Annotated in this window: 10 protein-coding genes; 1 reads left to right on the top strand and 9 read right to left on the bottom strand. The window is 66.3% G+C overall.

What is annotated here, in order from left to right; all coding sequences use genetic code 11:
* Positions 1-7: 7 nt before the first annotated feature.
* The 6 genes from JW876_05800 to JW876_05775 form a co-directional block, all read right to left on the bottom strand.
* A complete protein-coding gene (locus JW876_05800) occupies positions 8-3,154 on the bottom strand; it encodes an isoleucine--tRNA ligase (GenBank protein MBN1885018.1) in 3,147 nt (1,048 codons plus the stop codon).
* Positions 3,155-3,384: 230 nt separating this feature from the next.
* The gene (locus JW876_05795; protein MBN1885017.1) at positions 3,385-4,209 is read right to left on the bottom strand and encodes a purine-nucleoside phosphorylase; all 825 of its coding nucleotides are present in this window, start codon (positions 4,207-4,209) and stop codon (positions 3,385-3,387) included.
* A gap of 92 nt (positions 4,210-4,301) precedes the next feature.
* The gene (locus JW876_05790; GenBank protein MBN1885016.1) at positions 4,302-4,595 is read right to left on the bottom strand and encodes a DUF167 domain-containing protein; all 294 of its coding nucleotides are present in this window, start codon (positions 4,593-4,595) and stop codon (positions 4,302-4,304) included.
* A gap of 17 nt (positions 4,596-4,612) precedes the next feature.
* Entirely contained in the window at positions 4,613-6,070 is a 1,458-nt protein-coding gene (locus tag JW876_05785; protein MBN1885015.1) for a DivIVA domain-containing protein, read from the bottom strand.
* A gap of 99 nt (positions 6,071-6,169) precedes the next feature.
* Positions 6,170-6,367 (bottom strand): YggT family protein, encoded by a 198-nt coding sequence (locus JW876_05780; GenBank protein ID MBN1885014.1) that lies wholly within the window; start codon positions 6,365-6,367, stop codon positions 6,170-6,172.
* Between the two features lie 231 nt (positions 6,368-6,598).
* Positions 6,599-7,285 carry a YggS family pyridoxal phosphate-dependent enzyme gene (locus JW876_05775; protein MBN1885013.1) on the bottom strand — a complete coding sequence of 229 codons (687 nt, stop codon included), beginning with the start codon at positions 7,283-7,285 and terminating at the stop codon, positions 6,599-6,601.
* Between the two features lie 214 nt (positions 7,286-7,499).
* On the opposite strand from JW876_05775, the gene JW876_05770 reads away from it, so the two are divergent.
* Positions 7,500-9,617 carry an oligopeptide transporter, OPT family gene (locus tag JW876_05770; GenBank protein MBN1885012.1) on the top strand — a complete coding sequence of 706 codons (2,118 nt, stop codon included), beginning with the start codon at positions 7,500-7,502 and terminating at the stop codon, positions 9,615-9,617.
* Positions 9,618-9,728: 111 nt separating this feature from the next.
* Here the strand turns inward: JW876_05770 and JW876_05765 are convergent, their stop codons facing one another.
* The 3 genes from JW876_05765 to JW876_05755 form a co-directional block, all read right to left on the bottom strand.
* Entirely contained in the window at positions 9,729-11,933 is a 2,205-nt protein-coding gene (locus JW876_05765) for a hypothetical protein (protein ID MBN1885011.1), read from the bottom strand.
* A 50-nt stretch (positions 11,934-11,983) separates the two neighbouring features.
* The gene (locus tag JW876_05760) at positions 11,984-14,203 is read right to left on the bottom strand and encodes a hypothetical protein (protein ID MBN1885010.1); all 2,220 of its coding nucleotides are present in this window, start codon (positions 14,201-14,203) and stop codon (positions 11,984-11,986) included.
* A 16-nt stretch (positions 14,204-14,219) separates the two neighbouring features.
* Positions 14,220-16,485 (bottom strand): hypothetical protein (locus JW876_05755; protein MBN1885009.1); only part of this gene is annotated, 2,266 nt, incomplete at its 5' end.

Here is a 16,485-nt window from a genome sequence, read left to right as displayed (position 1 = left end):
AACAAGGTCATCGGGCCTTCTCCATCCGGATGTCGATCTCGAACTCGTCTATGGTGAACCGTGTCTCGAACTCCCAGTTTCTCGCTCCGCGCTCCAGCGATTCGGCGAGGATCTCGCCGCAAATGTGGTCGCCGAACTCCCCGACGACGCGCTCGATCTCCGCCGGGCCGTCCCAGGCGATCCTGATCCGGTCGTTCACCTCGAGCCCCGACTCCTTCCGGAAGTTCTGGATGCGATTCACGATATCGCGCGCCAGGCCCTCGCGGACGAGCTCCGGGGTCAACCGGACGTCGAGCACCACCGTATCGCTCCCCTCCGTCTCCGCCTCGAATCCCTCGGCGGTTTCGCGGATCACCTTGACCTCGCCGGCCGAGATCGTCTCGCGGCGGCCGTCGATCTCGATATCGACCGTGCCGTCGCCCGCGATCGCGGCGATATCCGCCGCGCCCAGCGTTTCGAGAACGGAGGCGACCTGCTTCATCGCCTTTCCGAACCGCTTGCCGAGAACGGCATAGTCGGGCTTCACGCTGAACGATATGTAATCGTCGACGCCGTCGACGAAAACGATCTTCTTGACGTTCAACTCGTCGGCGACGAGGAGGACGAGCTCCTCGTTTTTCAACCAGCCCCTCTCTTCCGCGCGGGGATTGTGGACGTACATCGCGGCGAGGGGAGTGCGCACCTTGACCCCCGCCTTGTTCCGCGCGGCCCGCCCGATCGTCACCGCCCTGAGAACGCCCTTCATCCCCGCCTCGAGCTTCTCGTCGATCCGTTTCTCGTCGGGCGCGGGAAAGGCCTCCAGGTGGACGCTCGCGCCCTCCTCCTCCACGGCGCCCCGGAGACGGCGGAAGATCGCCTCGGCGAGGAAGGGGACGAACGGCGCGGCGAGACGCGTGACCCCGTCGAGGACGTGATGGAAGGTCTCGTAGGCGGCCCGCTTGTCCCCGCTCATCTCGTTCTTCCAGAAGCGCCGGCGCGACCGACGGAGATACCAGTTGCTCAACTCGTCGATGACGAACCCCTGGATCGTCCGTGCGGCCCTCGCCAGCTCGTAGGCGTCGAGGGCTTCGGCGACCGTTGCGGCCGTCGAATTGAAGCGGGATACGATCCAGCGATCGAGGGTATTTCCCGTGGACGGTTCGTTTCCCGGCTCGAATCCGTCGATCTCGGCGTAGAGCGAGAAGAAGTTGTAGAGGTTCCGCAACGTCCCGAGAAACTTGTTCGCCGCGTCGCGGAGGGCGTCCTGGTCGTACCGCTTGGGCAGGTAGGGCGCGCCGCTCGTCATGAGATACCAGCGCAGGGCGTCCGCCCCGTCGGCTGCCAGGGCGTCGCTGGCGAACACGGCGTTTCCGCGGCTCTTGCTCATCTTCTGGCCGTCGCGGTCGAGGACCATCCCGTGCGGCAGGCATCGCCGGTAGGGGCTCTCCTTCGTCAGGAAGGCGCCGATGGCGAGCAGCGAGTAGAACCAGCCGCGCGTCTGGTCGACCCCCTCGCTGATGAACTCGGCGGGGTACTGCTCCCGGAAGATATCCATGTTCTCGTGCGGGTAGTGGTACTGGGCGAAGGGCATCGATCCCGAATCGAACCAGCAATCGATCACTTCGGAAACGCGCGTCATCCTGCCGCCGCACACCGGACACCCGACGTCGAGATCGTCGATGAACGGCTTGTGCAGATCGAAATCCCCGGGGATCGGCTCGGAGATCGAGCGCAGCTCCTCGACGCTCCCGATGCAGAACTTCTCCTCGCAGGACCCGCAGGTCCAGATGTTCAGGGGAGTGCCCCAGTACCGCTCGCGGCTGAGCGCCCAGTCGATGTTCCCCTCGAGCCAGCGGGCGAATCGGTTCTCGCCGAGCTCGGGCGGGAACCATTCGACCTTGCCGTTCGCCTCGATGAGGAGATCCTTGAAGGCCGTCGTCCTGATGTACCAGGAGCGCCGCGCGTAGTAGACGAGCGGCGAATCGCACCGCCAGCAGAAGGGGTACGAGTGCTCGATCGTCGCCGATCGGTAGAGGATGCCGCGCGAATCGAGGTCCTCGATAATGCGCGGATCGGCCTCCTTGATGAACAGCCCCGCCCAGGGGGGGATCTCCGCGGTGAACCTGCCCTCGGCGTCGACGGGCTGGATGAAGGGAAGCCCCTCCTCGCGGCCGGCCCGGTAGTCGTCCTCCCCGAAGGCCGGTGCGACGTGGACGATCCCCGTCCCGTCGGACAGGGTCACGAAATCGGCCGCGATGACGCGGAAGGCCCCTTCGGTTCCGGCGAAGAAGGGAAAGCACGGCTCGTACCGGCGGCCGACGAGCTCGCGGCCCTTCATGGAGGCGAGGATCTCCCGGGGTCCCTCGAGGACGTCGAGGAGGGCCTCGGCGAGTATCAGTTCCTCCCCGCCGTGGCGCACGCGGACGTAATCGTACTCGGGACCGACGGCGAGGGCGACGTTGGAGACGAGCGTCCAGGGCGTCGTCGTCCAGACGAGGAAAGAGGCGTCATCGCCGGGGATCTTCAGCTTGATGAAGATCGACGGATCGCTGACGTCGCGATACCCCTGCGAGACCTCGTGGCTCGAGAGGGACGTGCCGCAGCGCGGGCAGTAGGGAACGATCTTGTGTCCCTCGTAGAGCATGTCCTGGTCCCAGAACTGCTTGAGGATCCACCAGACCGATTCGATGTACTCGTTCGTGCAGGTCACGTACGGCTCGTCGAGATCGAGCCAGTAGCCGAGCCTGCGCGTGAAATCGTGCCACTCGTCGAGGTACCTGAAGACGCTCTTGCGGCACTCGGCGTTGAAGGCGGCGACGCCGTACTCCTCGATCTGGTCCTTGCCGTCGAGCCCGAGGGTGTGTTCGACCTCGATCTCGACGGGGAGGCCGTGGGTGTCCCAGCCCGCCTTGCGGACCACGCGGTAGCCGCGCATCGTGCGGTAGCGGCAGACGATGTCCTTGATCGTACGGGAGAGGGCGTGATGGACGCCCGGCCGGCCGTTGGCCGTGGGCGGTCCCTCGTAGAAGACGAAGGGCCGGTCGGCGGGACGGGACTCGACGCTCTCCCGGAAGATACCGTGCGTCTCCCAGAACCGGAGGATCTCCGCCTCCGTCTCGATCGCCCGCCGCTGTGGCTGAAGCTCGGCGTAGCGCCGTGTCCGTCCGCTGTTCATGAGTCGCTCCGTTGCCTCGCCGCCTCCCTGGCGCGGGAGGCCGCGTCGACCGCATGCCCGCCCCGCCCGATGCGTCGGTGCGATACCGGGCCCGACGGGAATAGTATCTTATATATATTCGGCGCGGGGCTGTCAAGCCCTTCCGCCCGGCCCTTCCGCGCCTCGCGGCGCCGCGGGGAGGCGGACGGACCGCCCGCGGGCGGCCATCTCCCGCGGAAGGCCGGATACGCTCAGACCCTTCCGAGGAACTCTGTTACGAGCGTCCCGAGCTTCGTTCCGCCCCGCTTCGCCGTACGCACGATCTCGGCGATATCGACCGGCTCGAGGCAGTCCGGCAGGGCCGTATCGGTGACGATGGAGATGCCGAGCACCCGCATGCCGCCGTGGACCGCCGCGAGGTTCTCGGGAACCATCGACATCCCGACGACATCGGCGCCGATCCGGCGGAGGAACCGGTATTCGGCGGCGGTCTCGAGACTCGGGCCGGCCATCGCGGCGAGCACGCCCCGCCTGACGGGAATGCGGCGGTCGAGAGCGACCTTCTCGAAGAGATCGATGTACGCCCGGTCGTATGGTTCGCTCATGTCGGGAAACCGCGGCCCGATCCGTTCGTCGTTCGGGCCGATCAGGGGATTGTCTCCCATGAGGTTGATGTGGTCGGTGATCGCGACGACGTCCCCCCGGGAAAAGTGGGGATTCATCGAGCCGACCGCCGATGTGAGAATGAGCGAGCGGGCGCCGAGAGCCCGCATGACGCGGACCGGATAGACGACCTCCCGCATCGTGTAGCCCTCGTAGTAGTGGACGCGCCCCTCCATGACGACGACGCGCCTGCCGGCCAGCTCGCCGAGAACCAGGTTGCCGGCGTGGAGCCCCCCGACCGTCGAGACGGGGAAATGGGGGATCTCGCCGTAGGGGATCTTGACCCCCGCCCTGATCTTCTTCGCCAGGCCGCCGAGGCCGCTGCCGAGGACGATGCCGAAGGAGGGCTTTTCGCCGCCTTGTTTCCTGATGAATCGAACGCTTTCCCTGATCCGGGCATGGAGGTCCGACACGACGATCCCCTTCCGTTCCGGCCGGCACGCGCCGGCACGAACCGTTTATACACGGAGGGTCGGCCGCAAACAAGGGCGAAATGAGCGGGAACTCACGCGTCGGGGAATCCGGCGAGCGCCGTCTCGGCGCCGGGAGGCGCCGAGACGGTCTTCACGCGGGACTGGAGACCCGATTCTATGACGATCTCGCGGCGCCCGACGCCGAGGAGTTCCGCGAGGAACGCGACGAGCCGGTCGTTCGCCGCGCCCTCCACGGGACGCGCGCGGACGCGTACGCGAAGCTCCCCGGCGTCGTTCCAGCCGAGGAGCTCGTCTTTCGGCGCGGAGGGCCGGATCCGCACGCGGAACCCGACCCTCCCGTCAGTTCGTCTTCTGATATCCTTCATGCCGTCCGGCGGAACCGTCAGTCGTCGCGCCCGAAGGTCGACAGGTTCCTGCGCAGCTCCTCCATCGACCAGGTGGATTCGGCATCTTCCTTCGGCTCGTTTTCCCCGGGCCGGCCGGTCCCGGGGGAGGGGGCCGCCGCGGCCGGGGGCGCGGGCGCCTCCGGGGCGGTCCGGTCGGCCATCTCGGTCGCCGCGCCGGCCGCTTCGGTCAGCGTGCTCAGCGCCTCCTCGACCTCGTTGTCACGGTCGTTCGCCGTGGATGGGGATGCGTTCCCGGCGACGGGAATCTCGTAATCCTTCCAGTCGGGGCGGGCATCCCGCACCTCGTACTGCTTCCAGTCGTCGGAAGCCTGCAAAGGAGCCTGCGTCTCCACGGCCGTCGCGTTCTCCGCCGGGGCGGGCCCGCCGGTGTTCGCCAGGGGCGCGCCGGGCGCCTCCGCCGCGCCGGGCCACGCCGCCTCCTGCGCCCGCGGCTGCTTCTCTCCGCCGGGCACGCCGGCGAGCGGCGCGTACCCGGGAACGTCGCTCCGCGGCGCCGGCTGCATTGAGCGCCCGTCCGCGGCGTCCAGGCCGGGGTAGAGCTTCTCCTCGAGACTGTGCTGCACGATGCGGCGGGCCTCGTTCTCGACGACACCGCCGAGCGTCTCCTCGACCGTCACGTCGGCGGTCGTCTCATGGCCGTTCGGCGCCGGGCCCCGATCCATCGCCGGGGCCGGGGGACGCCCGGACGCCTCGGCGCGCTTTATCGCCGGGGCCGCCGGCGTTCCGGGCGCCGGCGCGCTCATCGTCTCTCCGGCACCGGTCTCTTTCCGGTCGGACGACGAGCCATCCCATCCCGGCGGGGGAACGACCGGTCGGGACTCCTCCTCGCGCTTGCGCTCGTCGCCCCACGTCACCTTGTCGGTCGTCTCGCGCCCGAAGGGCTCGGTGATCTTCTCGCGACTCATGCGCGGCGGCGTGACCGCCCGCTCGGCATCCTCGACGACCCGCTCGCCGATCCGCTCGATCTCCTCGTCGGCGTGCGCGAAATCCTCCTCGAACCCGTCGAGGACCTTGCGGTGGCTTTCGATAAGGGTCTTCATGCGGGTGAGATAGTTGTCTTTCTGCTTTTTCAGCTCGAGGACCTCGCCGCGGAGCTGCTGCGTGTGCGCCCGGATCGAGGCGGCCGCCTGCTCGGCTTCCATCTCCGCCTCCCGGACGATCAACCCGGCCTCCCGGTGCGCGTTCTCCTTGGCCTCGGAGGTCACCCGCTCCGCGGTCAACAGGGTGTTCCGCAGGTTCTTCTCGATCCCCCGGTACTCCTGGAGACGTTCCTCGAGCTCCACGATGCGCTCGCGGATACGCTTGTTGTCGGACAGCACCGCCTCGTACTCGTCCGCGACCGTCGTCAGGAAGGCGTACACCTCGTCGCCGTCGAGTCCGCGCATGGTCTTCCGGAATTCCTGTTTCCTGATGTCGAGGGGTGTGATCCTCATCGCTCTGCCTCCTCGCTGCGGACCGGACGGCGCACCGTCAGGACCCGTTTCCCCCGCTGGCGGGTTTCACCGTGTCGTTTCCATCGTTTCTCGCCCCCGTCATGGAAGCCGTCTTCCCAGCACGAAGGCGACACATTGCAGGATCGTGGCGAGCAGGAGCGGCGCCGCGTCGAATCCCCTGATCGTCGCAACCCGTCTGAGGGGCTTGAGCGCCGGCCCGAGCACCCGGTCGAGCGCCCCGTGCACCCTGCTCCGTCCGGGAGCGACATATCCCAGGAAGAGATATACCAGCAACACGAACGTCGATACGTTGCATACTGCAATTCCCAGGCCAACGGGGTCCGCGACAAAATATCCCATATCTCCCTTTTATGACAATATATTACATGCCACGCGGCGCGCGGGGGGCATCGCGACCCCCCCGCCGACCGGCCGCTGGCGGGCCGGCTGGCCGATTTCCTGACAGCCCGTTCGTTTGCGCCGGCGGACGCGCGCCCGCCGTCCGCGACGCGTTCCCGGCCGCCGCCCCTACGCGCCGCGCGCCCCGAAGAGGATGCGGCCGAGGCGGACGATCGTCGATCCCTCGGCGATCGCGATCTCGAAATCGTCCGTCATCCCCATGGAGAGGTGCCCGAGCACGCCACCGCCGAGCGCCGCGTCGGCCTCGTTCCGCAGGCGGCGCAGGAGTTGGAATGCCCCGGCGACGACGCCGACGTCGTCGACCCAGGGACCGACCGTCATCAGTCCGCGCAACCGGAGGCCGTCGATGGCTGCCACGGCCCCGCAGCAATCGACCGTCTCGTCGGGATCGAACCCGTACTTCGCCGCCTCCCCGCTCGTGTTCACCTCGAGAAGGACGTCGGTCGCGAGCCCGCGCTCCATTCCCGCACGGCCCAGCTTCTCTGCGAGGCGCAACGAATCGACCGAGTGCACGAGGTGGAAGCGCCCGATCGCCTTCGCGACCTTGTTCGTCTGGAGGTGACCGACGAGATGCCAGCGGCAGGGAAGATCGACGGCGGGCGCCTTGGCCAGGAATTCCTGCACCCGATTCTCGCCGACGTCGACGATCCCCGCTTCGATCGCCTCGCGCACGGTCGCGGCCGGGTGCGTCTTCGTGACGCCGACGACGGTGATCCCGGACGGATCGCGCCCCGCGCGGGAGGCGGCCTCCGCCACCCGCTCCAGGACACTGCGATAATTCTCCCCGATCGACATGCGTTCTCCCCGCGCGGCCAGGTTACACACTGCATCCGTTCGGGGCCGTCTGTCAACGTTTCTGTGCCCGGCTTTTCCCTTGCAACGCCCCCGTTCGAGCCCGTACAGTGGTGGTCGCCCGCGGCGCCCCGGCCGCGGCGCCCCGGCGTTCCGGCCGGGGCCGATCGGCGATCATCGTCACGGCAGAGGGCGTCCGGGCCCGGAAAGGAATCACATGAACGACGCTGCGCGGGAGTTCAAGCCCTACGTCCCGGCAAACCAGCACCTCCCCGAACTCACGTGGCGGGCGGTCATCCTCGGGGCGGTGCTCGGCCTCATCTTCAGCGCCGTGACCGTCTATCTCGGCCTCAAGGCGGGACTCACGGTGGCGGTCAACATCCCCATCTCGATCATCGCGATGGCCTTCTTCGCCGCGGCCGCCAAGGCGAAACTCGGAAAGCCGGCGACCGTCCTCGAGATCAGCACCGTCCAGACGACCGGCGCCGCCGGCGAATCGATCGCGGCGGGAATCATCTTCACCCTGCCGGCGCTGATATTCCTCGGGTTCTCCCTCGACGTGACCAAGGCCTTCGTCGTCGCGCTCGCCGGCGGTTCGCTGGGCGTCTGTTTTCTCATTCCCCTCCGGCGCTATCTCATAGAGCGCGAGCACGGCGTCCTGCCGTACCCGGAAGGGATCGCCTGCGCCGAGGTGATCAAGAGCGGCGAGCAGAGCGGCTCGCACGCGAGCGCTGTCTTCTGGGGCGCGGGAATCGGCTTCCTCTACAAGATACTGATGAGCGTCGGCAGGTTCTGGCGCGAGGCGCCCCTCTGGCGCCCCCGTTTCTACGCCGGCTCGACGCTGATCGGCGAGGTCTCCCCCGAGCTGCTCGGCGTCGGGTACATCATCGGCCCGCGGACGGCGAGCATCATGGTCGCCGGCGGATTCATCTCCTGGATGCTTTTGATCCCCCTGATCAGGTTCTTCGGCGCCGACATGCCGATCTCCGTCCAGGAGGGCGGGGCGATCGTCGAGACGACCGTCGGCGAGGTGGCGAACTACTCGATCCTCTGGAGCCGGTTCGTTCGCTACATCGGCGCGGGGGCCGTCGTCGCCGGCGGGATCATCAACCTCGTGCGCGCGATGCCGACGATCGTCCATTCCTTCCGCGATTCGATCGCCGAGATGCGCGGCACGGGGGGCGAGACGTCGGAGCGGAGCCGCATCTCGCTCGATCTGCCGATCTCCTTCGTCGCCGTCGGCATCTCGATCGCCTTCGTTTTGATCTTTCTCCTCCTCAACTTCTTCATCCACCCGGGGCACTGGTTCGGCAATCTCGTCGCATCGCTCCTCATCATCGTCTTCGGGTTCTTCTTCGCCACGGTCTCCTCGCGGCTCGTCGGCGAGATCGGCGTCTCGTCGAACCCGACCTCCGGGATGACGATCGCGACGCTCATGGCGACGTCGCTCATCTTTCTCGGCGTCGGCTGGTCGGGAGGCGTCTACACGGCGGTCGCGCTGATGGTCGGGGCGGTCGTCTGCATCTGCGCCTCGAACGCGGGGAACGTCGCCCAGGCCCTGAAAACCGGCTACCTGCTCGGCTGCACGCCGAAGAAGCAGGAATACGGATACATCATCGGCGCATTCACCTCGATCTTCCTCGTCGGATTCACCGTGGTGATACTCAACAACGCCTTCACGACCGAGCAGCAGATCACCAACCCCTCCTTCCGCCTTCCAGACGAGGCGGCCAAGGAGACGGTCGTCGAACGGGAAGGCGTTTCGTACGACGTCTTCGGCATCCCCGGGTCAGGGGAGAAGTACCTCATCAACCGGGGCGACCCCTCCGACGTCATCCGCCAGGAGGCGGGAATCGGCTCCTCCAGGCTCCCCGCGCCCCAGGCGCGCCTGATGGCGACGGTGATCGACGGTGTCCTCAACCGCCGGTTGCCGTGGGTGCTCATCCTGATGGGGATCTGCCTGACGATCGGCGTGGAGCTCTGCGGCGTGCGCGCGCTCGCCTTCGCCGTCGGCGTCTACCTGCCGCTGTCGACGACGATGCCGATCTTCGCCGGCGGGGCGATCAAGTGGGCGATCGACAGGTTCTCGCGCCGCGGAACGTCCGCCCAGGAGGAATCGGGGCCGGGGATGCTCTTCAGCAGCGGCCTGATCGCGGGGGGAGCCCTCGGAGGACTTCTCTTCGCCATCCTCACCGGCTTCGAGCTCGACCGCGTGCTCGGCGTCGGTCCACGGCTGCTCGGCGGCCTCGCCGACTCGAGCTGGTTCAGCATCGCCGTCTTCGCCGTCCTCTGCGGCATCCTCATCCGCACGGCCACGAAGAAGAGCGCCGACTGAGCAGCGCGGCGCTGCGATCGCGAACGGCCGGGCCCCCGAGGGGCCCGGCCGTTTTCATAGCCGTCGATCCTCTACTGCGCCGGATTGGAACCGCTCCCGCGCCCGCCGGCGCTAATCGGGCATCACCTCGTCGTCCTGCCTGATCTGCCACGCGGAGAAGACCGCGTCGGCGATCGAATCGACCTGCTCCTCCCTGAAGAACCAGAGGGGAAGCCCGAAGACCACGTTCGGCGCCCCGACGCACCCGGGGGCCTCGCCGACGACCGACTCGAAGGCCGTGGAGAAGAAGGCGACGGGAGCATGCCGGACGGCGGAACGCGAACTCACCGTCATGTTCAGGTAGATCGGGTTGAAGTTCAACGAGCTGGTCAGTCCCGAATTACGCATCCAGTAGGGCGGGTCGTACATCTCGACGTAGGTGAATCCGCGCACCGTGGGATCGAAATAGCTCCCTGACTGCACGACCTCGGGCCTGAGATCGACGCGGGCGGGAAAACTCTTGTAGCGTCCGGTGACGACGTTGTTCGCCCGCCGCATGTACGAGAGGGCGTCGATCGACACGTCCCGGTACGGCAGGTTCGGGTACGGGTAGAAGGGCCCCGACGCCTGGTCGAGGATCTGGACGCAGAAATGGTCCTTCGAGCCCCGGTAGTCGGGGAACTCGATGGGGAAATGGCCGACGCTCCCGGCGAGCTGGCCGCGTCCGTCCCCGCGCAGCACGACCCAGACGTGTCCCCCGAGCCTGAGATAGTAATCGAGGACGTTGAAGGAATACTTGTCGGTGTACCCCGCGCGATCGTCGTCGGCGCTGCGCGGAGCATAGAGCCGTTTCCACGTGCAGAACTCCCGTCTCGCCCCGCCGTCGAGCCAGAGGACGTTCTTGTACCGCCACAGGTAGTCGAGATCGGGAGGGAAATACGCATGCTCGGCGGTGACGTACACGTCGCGCGAGGCGACGAACCCCTTCGCGCGGTCGCAGATCGACATCCAGAAGACGGTATGTTCCTCCTCGGTCGGGAGGGCGTAGTACATGAAATTCTCCGGCAGCTCGAAATCGTCGACGAAGAGCAGGTTCCGGTCCATGACGCTCGGAACGACGGTGAACTCGATGATCGCGATCGTCGAGATGCCCAGGTTGTCGATCGATTCCACGCTCAACGTGTGCGCCCCGCTGTAGAAGCGGACCGGCGGGATCGAACGGTTGTTGAGGTTGAATCCCACGGACCACTCCGACGGGTCGGCGTAGTCCTCGATATCCCAGCCGTACCGGTAGCCCGAAACCAGGCCGCCGTAATCGGAGGCGTCCCCCAGCCAGCTCACCGTCAGGGGGAACCCCGAGGGAATCATGATCTGGAGCGGTTTCGTGCGCGTGCCGATGAATGACTTCGAGCCGAGCCCGGGGACGTCGACCTGGAGGATCGGCCCCGTCGGCATCCTGCACATGAAGACGCGGACGTTGCTGCGGATGCTGTAGATCGAGGAAATGGCCCCCGCCTCGTCCTTCGCCTGGAGCGCGAAGATGTACGTCTTGCCGAAGGTGATGATCTCGTCGTCCCCGATGACCGTGGAGGCGCCCGAGTCCTCCGGGGCATGGCGCCAGATCCAGGGCGTCCACTTCTCCTCGAACTTCTCGGGCTTCCCGTTGAGGTCGTCGACGATCCCCTGGTAGAAAAGAGTCGTCATGTACCGCACCGAATCGATGTCCTGGTAGTTCCACGGGCTGTCGATCGGATCCTTGCCTTGCCAGTGGAAACGGATCGTCGGCGGCAGCATCTGCGCGCCCCGGTCGGGATTGGGAAAGACCGGATCGGTGATGGTCACGCTCGGCGCGAGCGTGAATGCCGTGAAGGACCGGACGGCGGGATCCGAGCGCGCCCCCCGGTCGTCGATCGCGCGCACGAAGAAGGTGTGATCGTGCACGTAGCGGTCGTACGGGTAGGTGTTGAAATAGACGGTGCCGCCGAGGGAATCGGCGCTCACGCGGATATCGACGCGGGAATCGGTCGTTCGCGTCCAGGTTTCGGCGAGCGCGGTGTCCGCCGGGTCGAAACCGATGGGATCGCCGGAGAGGCAGGCGTACTCGTAGTACTCGATCGCGCCGTCCCGGTCGTACGCGAACCAGTCGAAACGGATGACGTAATCGGTGATCTCCCCTTCGGGCGGGCCGCTGGAGAGCCAGATGTTCGGCTTCTGGTTCTCCGACCCATCCCCGACGTACACATCCTCCGAACACGACGAAACGAGAATGACGCTTCCCGCGAGCAGGATCGCGGCCGCGGCGACCGCTCTGCGATACTTGTCTTTTCGTTCGCGCATTGCCTTCCTCCCCGTGCAGGGGACATCGCCGGAAACCGTCCGGCGATCCGCTATTCAGCGCTGATGCCCCAGGTCCTGAAGATATCCCTCGCGACCTCGGTGACGGCCGCGCGATCGAAGTACCACAGCGGCACGCCGAAATGCACGGAGGGCGCCGGAATGGCCCCGTCCGCGTCCGCGATCACGTAATCGTACTTCGTTGCCCAGAATGCGCATGTCTGGAAATTGACGAGCGACAGGCCGTCGATGGCCACGTGGAGGTACATCGGGCGGAAGCATGGCTGGGAGATCGCGCCAAAATAATCCATGATGTATTTCGTGTCGTAGAGTTCCACGTACGTGAATCCCCGTTCGTCGGGATCGAAGAAGCTGCCCGGCTGGATCGCCTCGTCCCAGAGATCGATCCGCCGCGGCAGATCGGGATGCGCCTTCGTGTACGAATCGCTCGCCCTGACCATGTGATCCATCGCGTCCAGATCCTCGTTCCGCACCCGTCCGACCGGCACGGCGAACTGGTTGACCGAGATGACCTTGTCGAGGACCGACACGCAGTAGTCGTGGTATGCGGACAGGTTCACGTACGCGGGAGGCAGGTGCTTCGGCATGACGATGTCGAACCACGGCAACGATGCGGCCAGCGCCCCGTGGTGGTCGCCCTTGCCGTTCGACCAGAGATGGCCGCCTCTCGCGACGTAGTAATGGAGGATGTTGTAGGCGTACTTCTCGTTCGTCTGGATCGCGACGCCGACGGGAATCCTCACGAGCTTCATCCATGCGTTGAACTCGTCCCGGGCGCCACCGTATGTCCAGATGATGTTCCTGTACCGCCACAGCAGCTCGATATCCGGCGCCACGTATCCGTAATCCTCCGTGTCGTAGACGTCCCGGTCCGGATCGAATCCCTTGGCCATGCCGCAGATCCCCGTCCAGAAGGCGTCATGCCGCGACTCCACGGGCAGGGCGTAGTAGGTGAACTGTTCGTTGAGCATGAAATCGTCGACCCACAGCAGGGGCCGGTCCATCACCATCTGGAGGAGGGTGATGTCGAGCTGGACGATGGTCTTGCAGTCGAGATTGTCGACGGCCTCGACGAACAGATTGTGCACGCCCGTGTGGAATTCGAGGCTCGGAAGGCACGTGGTGTAGGGATTCACGGAACAGGCCCACTGGTCCGGGTCCTCGAGATCCTCCACGTCCCAGCCGTAGCGGTATCCCTTGACCACGCCGCCGTATTCGGTCGCGTCGCCTTCCCAGGAGACCTCGATCGGAAAGCCCGGCGGCACGGTGACCGAGAGCGTCCGGTTGTTCGTGCCGACCTTCGTCCACGATCCGAAATAGGCGACCGACAGGGTCAGAACTGGCCCGGTCGGTATCCGGGTCATGAAGACGCGCACGTTGTTCCGGTCGCTGAAGACCGACGTGACGGCGCCGGCGTCATCCTTCGCCTGGACGGCGAAGACGTAGGTCTTGTTCATCTGCACGTCCTCGTCGTCGCCGATGAAGGTCGTGACTCCCGAGTCCTCAGGCGCATGCCGGGCGATCCAGGGCGTCCACCGGTGCTCGAACCGTTCCGGCGTCTCGTTCAGGTCGCGCAGGATGTTCAGATAGAAGAGATGATACATGTAGCGGACGGAGTCGACGTCCTGGTAGTTCCACGGACTGTCGATCGGATCCTTTCCCACCCAGCCGAACTTGACCACCGGCGGCAGGTTCTGCGCGCCGCTCGCCGGATTCGTGTTCACCGGCTCCGTGATGGTCACGCTCGGCGCCAGCGTGAAGGCGGTGAACGACCGGTATACCGTCTCCGAGACAGCTCCCCGGTCGTCGACGGCGCGGAGGAAGAAGGTATGCGTTTTCTCGCATCGGCCGTACGGATATTCGTTGATCAGGATCGTCGTATCGAGCGCGTCGGCCCTCACGCGGAGCTGGAGTTCCGACGCCGTCGTCCGCGTCCACGCGTCCGGGCCCGTCGTGTCGGCGGGATCGAACCCGATCGGGTCCCCGGCCGCGGCGACATACTCGTAGTACTCGACGGTGCCGTCCGGGTCGTCCGAGAACCAGGCGAAGTCGACGATGTAATCGGTCATGTCGCCCTCGGGAGGCGCCGCGGTCAGCCAGACCTCCGGCGGCATGTTCCCGCTCCCCCCGTCGACGAAGACCCCCTCGTCGCATGAGATCATGCAGATGGAGAGGAGCGCCGGCGCACACAAGGCGAGAGACAGGCGACGCCCGCGCCCTGCCTTCCCGTCTCCAGTGCGGAATCCGTTCATCGTCGCACGCTCCCTCTCACCTGATGACGACGAATTTCCCCGTCGCCCGCTCGAACCGCCCGTCCGCGGGCTCCACGCTGTAGAGATAGACGCCGCTCGTCACGTCCTGCCCGTTGCGGGAGACGAGGTTCCACGGGCAGGTGCCGCTCGTGGCGACCGCATCGTGGTGGAGCACCTGCACGAGATCGCCCGCTATCGTGTAGATGCGGATGACGGTCCGGCACGCCGGCAGGTTCCTGAACTCGACCTTGACCCCGGTCGGGTCGCTGTTGTTCGGATCGAGCCGCCAGGGCGCCATTCGCTCCGCCGTCGCCGGATTCGGCACGACGTAGACCCCCTCCTCGTCGTATTCCTCGCTGCCCAGCGCCATCGAGACGGGCATCGTGTAGCAGAAGTTCGCGTTCGGAGACGACTTGCGCCCGACACGCACCGGAACGCCCCCGTCCGTCTCGTGATCGTACGCGATGACGGAATAGAAATAGTGCATGCCGTTCTTCGGCGTCTCGTCGTCGACGCGGTAATAGACCTTCCCGCCCTCGAAGCCGAGGTTCTGCCGCGCCATCGTCTCGAGCGTGTCGCACTCGTCGGTCGTCATCCCCGGCGGACAGGGAGGGTGCCCCAGGGGATCCCGCCAGAGGGATTCCTCGAAGGCGCGCAGGTAGGCGTTCCGGTCGGGGAGCCGCTCGAGCGGCGTGTAGCGCCAGCCGCCGTACTCGATGAGGCTCCCGAAATCGGCGTCCGGCGGGAGGCCGTTGACGAGATCGCGGATCTCGTAGAGCCGCCAGAGGTCGATCGAGGGGCCGCTCGTCTCGGTCGTGCCGAGGGGACGGGTCCAGCCGTCGGCGCGGTAGATCTCGTACCCCTCGAAATCCAGGAGGCCGGTGACGGGATCGGGCACGCGTTCGCTGAAATCGTCCCAGTATATCGACACCCTGCCGTCGCCGGGAACGATGCGCATATGGGGAGGCGGCGGCGCGGAGCCGGTCACGTAATGGACCCGCGACTCCTTTCCCCGGCGCCCGATCCGGTAATAATCCTGACCGCCGGCGAACATGTAGCATCCCGTGTACTGCCAGAGCCATATCTCCTCGCGGCAGTCGGCGTTCACCCACAGCGTGTCTCCCTCGTCGACGTCGACGAGGCAATCCGGCCAGGCGCACATGTTGATGGGAACGTCCTGGGCGGGCCCGAGCACGCGGCTCTCGTATCCGTCGACGCCGGTGCTCGCGTCCCCGTCGACATCGTACATCCCCCCGAGATAGATGATCATCGCCTTCGCGGCGTTGTCGAGCATCTCGTCGCGGCTGCCGCCCGCGACGAAGGCGACGTCGACGTACACCGTCTCGAAGGGCGGCAGGTACCCGAAGGATCCGACCGAGGCCACCACCTTGTAATCGTTCGGCCCCGCGTTGCCCATCGGCCGGAACGACGTCGAGAGCACCTCGAAGCGCTCGTAGTCGTTCGTGGGCTCGCCACCGTTCTCGTATGGCTGCAGCCCGCGGAAGTACCTGATCGCCTTGTAGTTGTAGCGGTCGAACCCCTGGTAGTCCGAATCGAACGAGCTCATCGTGTAGCCGAGGAGCAACAGCCCGAAGTATCCGGGAGTGCGTCCGTCGTCGCCGTTGGCGTCGTAGACGTAGGGGATGTGGAGCTTGACCGGCCACTCCCATTCCCCGGTGAGACCGCACCAGTCGCCCTCGTAATAGTCGACGAGATCGTCCATGTGGTAGCTGCCCGAGTTCCTCGGCCCGGCGTCGAAGTCGGCATAGACGCCGACATGCAGGTCGCCGAGGTAGTTGGCGCCGGTGTTGGTCACGTAGTACCGCACGCAGACGAAATCGTTGAGGTACTCGTCTCCCCACTGGAAGCTCTCCTGCCGCACCATGATCTTCATCGGCGTGTGTTCCGACCAGACCTCGCGCGCCAGCGGCGAGTCGTCGGTGTACCAGCAGGAGAACATCTGGTTGCCGATCGCGTAGTAGTCCTCGTCGATCCGTCCGTCGCCGTCGTCGTCGATGCCGTTGGGCCAGTCCTCGTCGACCAGGCCGTCGCCGTCGTCGTCCGGGTCCTGCGGCAGGCGTCGCGTTCCGGGAAGCCCCTCCGCGAGTTCGTACATCTTCACGTCTGGATCGGACGATGGATAGAATTCCGTCTCCGGGTACCCCGTCGAGACGGCCGGGACGCCGTAGAGCTCGGCCCCCACCCAGATTCCCGCCGCGTAGAGGTACTCCACGCCCGATCCGGCCGGCCACTGGGCCGACGGCTGATCGGCCATCGGGTAG

The organism is Candidatus Krumholzibacteriota bacterium (genome assembly GCA_016931295.1).
GTDB lineage: Bacteria > Krumholzibacteriota > Krumholzibacteriia > Krumholzibacteriales > Krumholzibacteriaceae > JAFGEZ01.
The sequence above is the reverse complement of the archived record's forward strand: the minus strand, read 5'-3'. Positions and strand labels throughout refer to the sequence as shown.

Coding starts and splice junctions, on each gene's coding strand:
- JW876_05800 (MBN1885018.1), bottom strand. CDS start 3,154: ATGAACAGCGGACGGACACGGCGCTACGCCGAGCTTCAGCCACAGCGG.
- JW876_05790 (MBN1885016.1), bottom strand. CDS start 4,595: ATGAAGGATATCAGAAGACGAACTGACGGGAGGGTCGGGTTCCGCGTG.
- JW876_05785 (MBN1885015.1), bottom strand. CDS start 6,070: ATGAGGATCACACCCCTCGACATCAGGAAACAGGAATTCCGGAAGACC.
- JW876_05775 (MBN1885013.1), bottom strand. CDS start 7,285: ATGTCGATCGGGGAGAATTATCGCAGTGTCCTGGAGCGGGTGGCGGAG.
- JW876_05770 (MBN1885012.1), top strand. CDS start 7,500: ATGAACGACGCTGCGCGGGAGTTCAAGCCCTACGTCCCGGCAAACCAG.
- JW876_05765 (MBN1885011.1), bottom strand. CDS start 11,933: ATGCGCGAACGAAAAGACAAGTATCGCAGAGCGGTCGCCGCGGCCGCG.
- JW876_05760 (MBN1885010.1), bottom strand. CDS start 14,203: ATGAACGGATTCCGCACTGGAGACGGGAAGGCAGGGCGCGGGCGTCGC.